The sequence below is a fragment of the Massilistercora timonensis genome (genome assembly GCF_048354975.1).
Classification (GTDB): domain Bacteria; phylum Bacillota; class Clostridia; order Lachnospirales; family Lachnospiraceae; genus Massilistercora; species Massilistercora timonensis.
In genome coordinates, this window is record NZ_DBGCJQ010000123.1 from 1 (window position 1) to 7185 (window position 7185).

General features: G+C 54.8%; 6 protein-coding genes. 5 read left to right on the forward strand and 1 reads right to left on the reverse strand.

All coding sequences use genetic code 11. The features are described 5' to 3' along the window. Nucleotides 1-592: undecaprenyl phosphate translocase family protein (locus tag ACML7B_RS10595; RefSeq protein ID WP_418541166.1), on the forward strand; the 592-nt coding region annotated here is incomplete at its 5' end. Nucleotides 593-611: 19 nt separating this feature from the next. Continuing rightward, nucleotides 612-1568, forward strand: a complete 957-nt coding sequence (locus tag ACML7B_RS10600; RefSeq protein ID WP_346707896.1) for a carbohydrate kinase — start codon at nucleotides 612-614, stop codon at nucleotides 1566-1568. Nucleotides 1569-1579: 11 nt separating this feature from the next. On the opposite strand, the gene ACML7B_RS10605 is transcribed toward ACML7B_RS10600, so the two are convergent. Beyond that, on the reverse strand, nucleotides 1580-1927 hold the full coding sequence (locus tag ACML7B_RS10605; RefSeq protein WP_346707897.1) for a helix-turn-helix transcriptional regulator: 348 nt from the start codon (nucleotides 1925-1927) through the stop codon (nucleotides 1580-1582). A 198-nt stretch (nucleotides 1928-2125) separates the two neighbouring features. Between ACML7B_RS10605 and ACML7B_RS10610 the strand changes: the two genes are divergently transcribed. The 3 genes from ACML7B_RS10610 to ACML7B_RS10620 form a co-directional block, all read left to right on the forward strand. Next, complete coding sequence (locus ACML7B_RS10610; RefSeq protein ID WP_346707898.1) at nucleotides 2126-2587, forward strand: hypothetical protein; 462 nt, start codon at nucleotides 2126-2128, stop codon at nucleotides 2585-2587. A gap of 97 nt (nucleotides 2588-2684) precedes the next feature. Next, complete coding sequence (gene ispG / locus ACML7B_RS10615; RefSeq protein WP_418541169.1) at nucleotides 2685-3743, forward strand: flavodoxin-dependent (E)-4-hydroxy-3-methylbut-2-enyl-diphosphate synthase; 1059 nt, start codon at nucleotides 2685-2687, stop codon at nucleotides 3741-3743. Further along, a partial coding sequence (locus ACML7B_RS10620; protein ID WP_418541171.1) for a PolC-type DNA polymerase III occupies nucleotides 3736-7185 on the forward strand: 3450 nt, incomplete at its 3' end. The genes ispG and ACML7B_RS10620, both read left to right, overlap by 8 nt.

The window sequence follows — 7185 nt, forward strand, 5'->3', positions numbered from 1 at the left end:
CTGCGGCCTGATCGCGGGAAGTGTTCCTTTTATCTTTACCCATGTGAAGGGGAAGGCAGTAAAACCGGGAATGATCGCGGCCTTCCTGGTGTTTTTCCTTATCGTTATCGCCATGGCGCTTATGGGGGAGACCGAAGGAGCGGCGGCGGACGTAAGCTTCAGCCTTCTTAATGTGATCAAGCTTCTGGCAGTTGGGATCATCGCCGCGGCTACCATGGTAGTGCCGGGGGTCAGCGGCTCCATGATGCTGATGGTGCTGGGTTATTATAATACGATCCTGGAGAGTATCAATGATTTCGTGGAGGCGGCACTGTCTCTGGATATGCCGGTGCTGATAGAGAATCTGCTGATCCTGGTCCCGTTTGGGATCGGGGTGGTGATCGGGATCTTCCTGATCGCCAAGATCATCGAGTTTATCTTCCAGAGAGCCGAGACCCATGCCTACTGGGCGATCCTGGGACTGATCCTGGCTTCGCCGATAGCCATCCTTCTGAAGACGGACTGGAGCGGTTTCTCTGTTGTCGCTATTGTAACCGGAGCGGTCACCTTTGCCATCGGATGGTTTATCGCCTCAAAGCTTGGGGATGAATAAGAGAGAAGGAGGAGAGAAGATGGAAAAAATGTATGATGTAACAGCAATGGGGGAGCTTCTGATCGATTTTCCCATGAACGGGAAGAGTGAGCAGGGCAACGACCTTTTTGAAGCCTGCCCCGGGGGAGCGCCCTGCAACGTGCTTGCCATGCTGAATAAGCTGGGGAGAAAAACGGCGTTTATCGGCAAGGTGGGAAAAGACCAGTTCGGGCAGCTTCTGAAGGATACCATTGAAGAGATGGGGATCGACGCCAGAGGGCTTCTGCTGGATGAGAAGACCCATACCACCCTGGCTTTTGTCCATACCTTCCCGGACGGAGACCGGGAATTCTCCTTCTACCGGAATCCGGGAGCGGACATGATGCTGACAGAAGACGAAGTGGATTATGATCTGATCCGCAGCTCAAAGGTGTTTCACTTCGGGACGCTGTCCATGACTGACGAACCGGTAAGGACAGCCACCAAAAAGGCGCTGGAGGCAGCGAAGGAGGCAGGGTGCCTGATCACCTTCGACCCTAATTTAAGACCGCCCCTCTGGAATTCCCTGGAGGAAGCCAAAGAGATGATGGAGTATGGGTTCCGTTACTGTGATATGCTGAAGATCTCTGACAATGAGATCCAGTTTGTGACAGGGAAGGAAGACTATGACGAGGGGATCCGCTGTCTCCAGGAGACCTATCAGATCCCGGTGATCTTCCTGACCATGGGCAAAGAAGGCAGCAGGGTCTATTATAAGGATCTGCGGGTGGAAAGAAAAGGATATCAGGTGAAAGCCATTGAGACCACCGGAGCCGGAGATACCTTCTGCGGGTGCGCCATCCACGGTCTGCTGAAATACGGCCTGGAGGGACTTACAGAAGAAAGCCTGGGAGAGATCCTTTCCTATGCCAATGCAGGCGCGGCGCTGATCACCATGAAAAAAGGCGCCATCCGCTCCATGCCGGAACCGTCCGAGATCGAAGCGCTCCAGGCGTGATGGAGAAGAGGTCAGTTTTCCGGTTCTGCATGATCCCTTAACTCCAGAAGATGGAGATAAGAGAAGAGATCTTCCCTGGATCTGGGAGAAAGATTGCGGTACTGGGCGAGAAGCCGCTGTTCAACTTCAGGAAAAGTGATTTCCCGCAGAGGAATAGAGGGAGAACTGTCGTCAATGAGATAATCTACCGAAACGTGAAAAAGACCGGCAAGGGCCGCCAGCTTCTCGTGGGAGGGCTGACGGTTCTTTGTTTCGTACCCTGCGACGGTAGAGCGGGATACGTTGAGCCGCCGGGCAAGATCTTCCTGGGTCATGTGGTATTCCAGGCGCAGTGTTTTGATTTTTTTGTCAAGTGACATGACCATTCTCCTTCTCGCACGTTTTGCTATATTTTACCAATTGTTGCGTTAAAGAACATGGAAAGTGGCGAATATCAACAAAGTGTTGCCAATAAGTTCCGAAACGGAACATGGGATTCTCCCGTTGACACCAACTTTGAAACCACCTATAATTTATTTGAAGACAGAAAACCACTGACTTAAGGAGGAACAGGAACAATGATCGTAGCGAAAAATGATGAGGCGAAGAGAAGCCGGCTGTGGAGGATGGCGCTTCTGGTTTCTTCTGTCCTGATAGTCCTGGTCGTGATATTTCTGCTTACGAAATTATTTACGACGAACCCACTGGAAGGCAGCTGGGAGGACGAGAACGGGAAGATCAGCCTGAGCGTGGAGCCGGACGGAACAGCGTCTGTCACTGTCTCAGAGGCGGAGACCGGGCAGGTGATCCAGGTGCCGATGAAGTATACCATAGACCGGGATGCAAAGACTGTCACCATTGAGAAGGATCTTCAGGCCATCCGGAAGGCGGCGGAAGAATCGGAGGGAAAACTGACGCAGGAGAGTATGGAAACGGCGGCAGAGTCCCTGGACGACAGTTTTGACTACAGTGTGGATCAGGATACCCTTACCCTGTCTGAGCGGGAGTACGGGGATCAGATCATTTTGATCAGACAGTAAGCAGCAAGGAGCGCAAGAAGGAACTGCCCTCTATTTATCACCGGCTGGTATGGTGACAGGTAGAGGGCTCTTTATATCAGATGTAGGAGGAACGATTATGATACGCAGGGAGCAGACGAAGAAGATCCGGATCGGCACAGTGACCATCGGCGGAGGCAGCCCGGTGGCCATCCAGTCAATGACCAATACCCGTACAGAGGATGTGGAGGCCACAGTCTCCCAGATCCTCGGGCTGGAGCAGGCAGGGTGCGAGATCATCCGGTGCGCGGTGCCTACCATGGAGGCGGCGGAGGCTCTGGAGAAGATCAAGAAGCAGATCCATATCCCGCTGGTGGCGGACATCCATTTTGATTACCGGCTGGCTATCGCAGCCATCCGGCACGGCGCGGACAAGATCCGGATCAACCCGGGCAATATCGGAGACCGGGACCGGGTGCAGGCGGTGGTGGACGAGGCCAAAGCCGCAGGCATTCCCATCCGGGTGGGCGTCAACAGTGGTTCCCTGGAAAAGCCGCTGGTAGAGAAATATGGAGGGGTCACGGCAAAGGGCCTGGCCCAGAGCGCCATGGAGAAGGTACATATGATCGAGGATATGGGCTATGACAACCTGGTGGTGAGCATCAAGTCTTCCGATGTGCTGATGTGTGTGGAGGCCCATGAAATGGTGGCGCAGGAATGTCCTTATCCGCTGCACGTGGGGATCACAGAGTCCGGGACGCTTCTGGCGGGCAACATTAAGTCCTCCATCGGCCTTGGCCTGATCCTGCACCAGGGCATCGGCGACACCATCCGGGTATCCCTTACCGGAGATCCCAGGGAAGAGATCAAGTCCGCCAGGCTGATCCTTAAGACCCTGGGCCTTCGCAAAGGCGGGATCGAAGTAGTCTCCTGTCCGACCTGCGGACGGACCAAGATCGATCTGATCGGCCTTGCCAATCAGGTGGAAGCAATGGTGGCGGATATCCCCCTGGATCTGAAGGTGGCAGTGATGGGCTGCGTGGTCAACGGACCGGGGGAGGCCAAAGAGGCGGATATCGGCATCGCCGGAGGCATCGGGGAAGGCCTTCTGATCAAGAAAGGCCAGGTTGTAAAGAAGGTAAAAGAAGACGAGTTGCTGGAGACGTTGAGACAGGAGCTGCTGCACTGGAATGAGTAAGAAGTTTTTCGAAGTATTTCCCACTTTAAAAGTAAATGAAGAACTGGAACTTCTGTTCCACGGCGTGGATGTGTGCAAGGTGGCGACTAACAAAAGGAGAGATTACATCCGGGTGCAGATCCGCAGTGGACATCTGATCCGGAAATCCCGCATCTACGAACTGGAAGAGCTGCTGAAAGAGCAGCTCTTTGGACGTGCCAGGATCCAGATCCGGGTGGAGGAGGAATTTACCCTCTCCGCTCAGTATACTCCGGAAAATATTATGAGTGAATACTATGAAAGCTTCCTGGAGGAGCTGGACCGGGTCAGTGTGGTGGAGCGGAATATGCTGCAGAATGCGGACATTTCTTTTTCTGACGGAAATATCCTCTGCCTGAAGCTGGAGGACTCTATCGTGGCCCAGGGGAAGAAGGAATCCCTGTGCGCCTATCTGGAAGAAGTCTACCGGGAGCGGTTTGGCTGTCCGGTAGAAGTCCGGGTGCTCTATGAGAAAAAGGCAGAGAGCCGGCTGAAGTACAATGAGGAAAAGCTGCGCCAGGAGGTGGAAGCCATCCTGGAAGAGACGGAGGCGGCCCGGGAGGAGAAAGCAGGGGAGGAAAAGAAGGAAGACGCCGGGGAGAAGAAATCCGCCAAAACCGCTTCCAAACCGACAGACCGCAAGGGGAACGGATACGGCCGCCATGGGAGCAGAGAGCGGAAATCCGGGACAACCTGGGGCAAAAGCGACGATCCAAATCAGATCTACGGGCGGTTCTTCGACGACGAACCCATTGAACTGGCTCAGGTGGTGTCAGAGATGGGAGAGATCACCCTGCGGGGCAAGATCATCAAGTTTGAGACCCGGGAGATCCGCAATGAGAAGACCATTGTCATGTTCGCGGTGACGGATTTTACCGATACCATTATGGTGAAGATGTTCGTCCGCAATGACCAGCTGGCGGATATCCTGGCGGATATCCGTCCCGGGGCTTTTATCAAGCTGAAAGGCGTGACCACCATCGATAAATTCGACGGGGAGCTGACCATCGGATCGGTGACCGGTATCCGTAAGATCCCGGATTTTACCGAGTCCCGGAAGGACACGGCGCCGGAGAAGCGGGTGGAACTCCACTGCCATACCAAGATGAGCGATATGGACGGGGTTTCCGAGGTGGAGGATATCGTGAGAAGGGCCCATGACTGGGGCCATAAGGCCATCGCCATTACGGATCACGGGGTGGTGCAGGCATTCCCGGAGGCCAATCACTATATTGAGGGCTTAGACAAAGACGATCCCTTTAAGATCATTTACGGGGTAGAAGGCTACCTGGTGGACGATCTCCAGGATGTGGCGGTCAATGAGAAGGGCCAGTCCCTGGACGGGACCTATGTGGTCTTCGACCTGGAGACTACAGGATTCAGCGCTATCAAGGACAAGATCATTGAGATCGGCGCGGTGAAGGTGGAAGGAGGCAAGATCACAGACCGGTTCAGCACCTTTGTGAATCCGGGTGTGCCTATTCCCTTCCGCATCACCCAGCTGACCGGCATCACCGACCAGATGGTGATGGAGGCGCCGGGGATCGAGACGGTGCTTCCCCAGTTCCTGGAGTTCATCGGAGAGGCGGCGCTGGTGGCTCACAATGCCAGCTTTGACGTGGGATTTGTTGAGCAGAATTGCAGGTACCAGGATATCACACCGGATTTCACTTCTGTGGATACGGTGGCCATGGCCCGGATCCTGCTCCCCACCCTGTCCAAATATAAGTTGAACGTGGTGGCAGGCGCCCTCCATATCTCCCTGGAGAATCATCACCGGGCGGTGGACGACGCGGGGGCCACGGCGGAGATCTTCGTCCGTTTCCTGGAGATGCTGAAGGAAAAGGGGATCCATGACCTTGCCCATCTCAATCATTTTGGGGCGCAGAGTAAGGACATGGTGCGCAAGCTTCCCTCCTATCATGTGATCATCCTGGCGAAAAACGAGACCGGGCGGGTGAACCTTTACACCCTGATCTCCAAATCCCACCTGGAATATTTTGGGAGACATCCCAGGATCCCAAAGAGCGAGCTTGCCAGATATCGGGAAGGGCTGATCGTGGGAAGCGCCTGTGAGGCGGGAGAGCTTTATCAGGCCATCTTAAACGACCGTTCACAGGAGCGGATCGCCAGGATCGTGAATTTCTATGATTATCTGGAGATCCAGCCCCTGGGGAATAACCGGTTTATGATCGGAAGCGACCGGGTGGAAAATGTGCGAAGCGAAGAGGACTTACGGGAGATCAATCGGCGGATCGTCCGGCTGGGGGAAGAGTTTGGCAAGCCGGTGGCGGCCACCTGCGACGTCCATTTCCTGGATCCCGGCGACGAGGTATACCGCAGGATCATCATGGCGGGGAAAGGATTTACCGATGCGGATGAGCAGGCGCCCCTCTACCTCCATACCACGGACGAGATGCTGGAGGAATTTGAGTATCTGGGGTCTGCCAAGGCCCGGGAGGTGGTGATCGAGAATCCCAATAAGATCGCGGATATGATCGAGCGGATCTCGCCGGTGCGCCCGGACAAATGTCCTCCAGTGATCGAGAATTCGGATCAGGAGCTGCGGGACATCTGCTATGCAAAGGCTCATGCCATGTATGGAGATCCCCTGCCGGAAACGGTAACGGAGCGGCTGGAGCGGGAATTGAACTCCATTATCTCCAACGGGTTTGCAGTTATGTATATCATTGCCCAGAAGCTGGTGTGGAAATCCAACGAGGACGGCTATCTGGTGGGATCCCGTGGATCGGTTGGGTCTTCCTTCGTGGCCACCATGGCGGGGATCACGGAGGTGAATCCTTTAAGCCCCCACTACTACTGCCGGAACTGCCATTACAGTGATTTTGAGTCAGAGGAAGTGAAAGCATACGCCGGCGGCTGCGGCTGGGATATGCCGGACAAAAAGTGCCCGGTGTGCGGGGAAATGCTGGCAAAAGACGGATTTGACATTCCTTTCGAGACCTTCCTGGGATTTAAAGGGAACAAGGAGCCGGATATCGACCTTAATTTCTCCGGGGATTACCAGAGCAGCGCCCACAAATATACGGAAGTGATCTTCGGCACCGGACAGACCTTCCGGGCGGGGACCATCGCCACTCTGGCGGACAAGACTGCGTTTGGCTATGTGAAGAACTATTACGAGGAGCGGGGGCAGCGCAAACGGAACTGCGAGATCGATCGGATCGTGCAGGGATGTACCGGCATCCGCCGCAGTACCGGCCAGCACCCGGGAGGAATCATCGTCCTGCCCCACGGGGAGGACATCAACTCCTTTACGCCGGTGCAGCATCCGGCAAATGATACCAGTACGGATATCATCACCACCCATTTTGACTATCATTCCATCGACCACAACCTGCTGAAGCTGGATATCCTGGGCCATGATGATCCTACCATGATCAAGGCCCTGGAGAGCTATATC

Bases quoted from the DNA above. Each gene is read 5' to 3' on its own strand.
- ACML7B_RS10600 (WP_346707896.1), top strand. From the start codon at position 612: ATGGAAAAAATGTATGATGTAACAGCAATGGGGGAGCTTCTGATCGAT.
- ACML7B_RS10605 (WP_346707897.1), bottom strand. From the start codon at position 1,927: ATGTCACTTGACAAAAAAATCAAAACACTGCGCCTGGAATACCACATG.
- ACML7B_RS10610 (WP_346707898.1), top strand. From the start codon at position 2,126: ATGATCGTAGCGAAAAATGATGAGGCGAAGAGAAGCCGGCTGTGGAGG.
- ispG (WP_418541169.1), top strand. From the start codon at position 2,685: ATGATACGCAGGGAGCAGACGAAGAAGATCCGGATCGGCACAGTGACC.